This window comes from Psychrobacter sp. 1U2, from assembly GCF_051847575.1.
On sequence record NZ_JBPYDC010000274.1, the window covers coordinates 1 to 1,277 of the forward strand.

The following is a 1,277-nucleotide window of genomic DNA, read 5'->3' on the forward strand; positions in this document are numbered from 1 at the left end:
TGAGCTATGCTGAAGAAACCGTACAACTAAACTTGGTAAACTAAGCGTATTGACAGGAGTTTACCATGACCAAGAAAGTAAGAACCTACAGTGACGAATTTAAAGCAGAAGCTGTTAAAAAGATAGCAGACAATAACGGTAATGTTTCAGCCACAGCCAAGCAACTTGGCATAGCGATGCAAACGTTATCGAACTGGCAGAACAAAGCCAATCAAGGCAAGCTTATTGGCACAGAACAATATGATCCTGATCTTATGAGTGCTCTTCAAGAAATAAAGCAGCTCAAGCGGCAGCTTAAAGTAGCCGAAGAGGAGCGCGAAATTCTAAAAAAGGCGACGGCGTACTTTGCAAGGCACAGCTAGTCAGGTACGCCTTCATCAAAGATAACCAGCACCTTTTTCGCATCACCACTATGTGCCGCGTGCTAAGTGTTAAGTTATCAAGCTATTACGACTGGCTGGGTCGTGATCTCAGCGACCAACAGATACATCGCAATCAGTGTGAACTACTGGTTAAAGTCGCTCATACTCAGACCAAGCAGTGCTATGGCGTAGATCGACTGCATGCCCACCTAAGAGCGCAAGGGTACGATATCAGCCAATATATGGTTAGAAGCATCAAAGAAGAATACGGCATTAAATGCCGTCGTCACAAGCGCTTTAAAGTCACCACTGATTCCGATCATAACAAGCTGGTTTATCCAAACGTGCTGGATCAGAAGTTTGATGCAAACCGTCCTAATGATGCATGGGTAAGCGATATTACTTATATCTGGACTGCTGAGGGCTGGCTGTACTTGGCAGGCGTTAAAGATTTATACACCAAAGAGCTTGTCGGCTATGCTATCAACAAACGCATGACTGCTGACTTGGTTTGCCGTGCACTCAATATGGCAATTAAAAATAAACGACCCAGCAAAGGGCTAATCGTTCACTCTGATAGAGGTAGTCAATACTGTAGCCACGCGTATCATAAGATCATTAAACAGCACCATTTTATAGGCTCGATGAGCGGCAAAGGGAATTGTTACGACAATGCTCCGATAGAAAGCTTCTGGGGCACATTAAAGAATGAGCTGGTATATCATCAGGATTATAAGACTAGATTTACAGCTATCAACGATATCATTAGATACATCGAGCTGTACTACAACCAAACAAGGATTCAAAAGGGCTTGGGCTATAAATCGCCAAGACAGGTGTGGTTTGATTATTATCGTCAGGCTGCGTAACTAAAATCTCCCAAGTTTAGTTCTACGGGATTGACAGCAAGGGTCA

Annotated in this window: 1 protein-coding gene; it reads left to right on the top strand. The window is 43.5% G+C overall.

Annotated features, from left to right (window positions below):
* Positions 1–65: 65 nt before the first annotated feature.
* Positions 66–1,231, top strand: a protein-coding gene (locus ACS8FD_RS15105) for an IS3 family transposase (protein WP_439276452.1) whose coding sequence is annotated in 2 segments (ribosomal slippage) — positions 66–324 and positions 324–1,231 — 1,167 coding nt in all. Because the reading frame shifts where the segments join, the coding sequence is not laid out codon by codon here.
* Positions 1,232–1,277 lie beyond the last annotated feature (46 nt).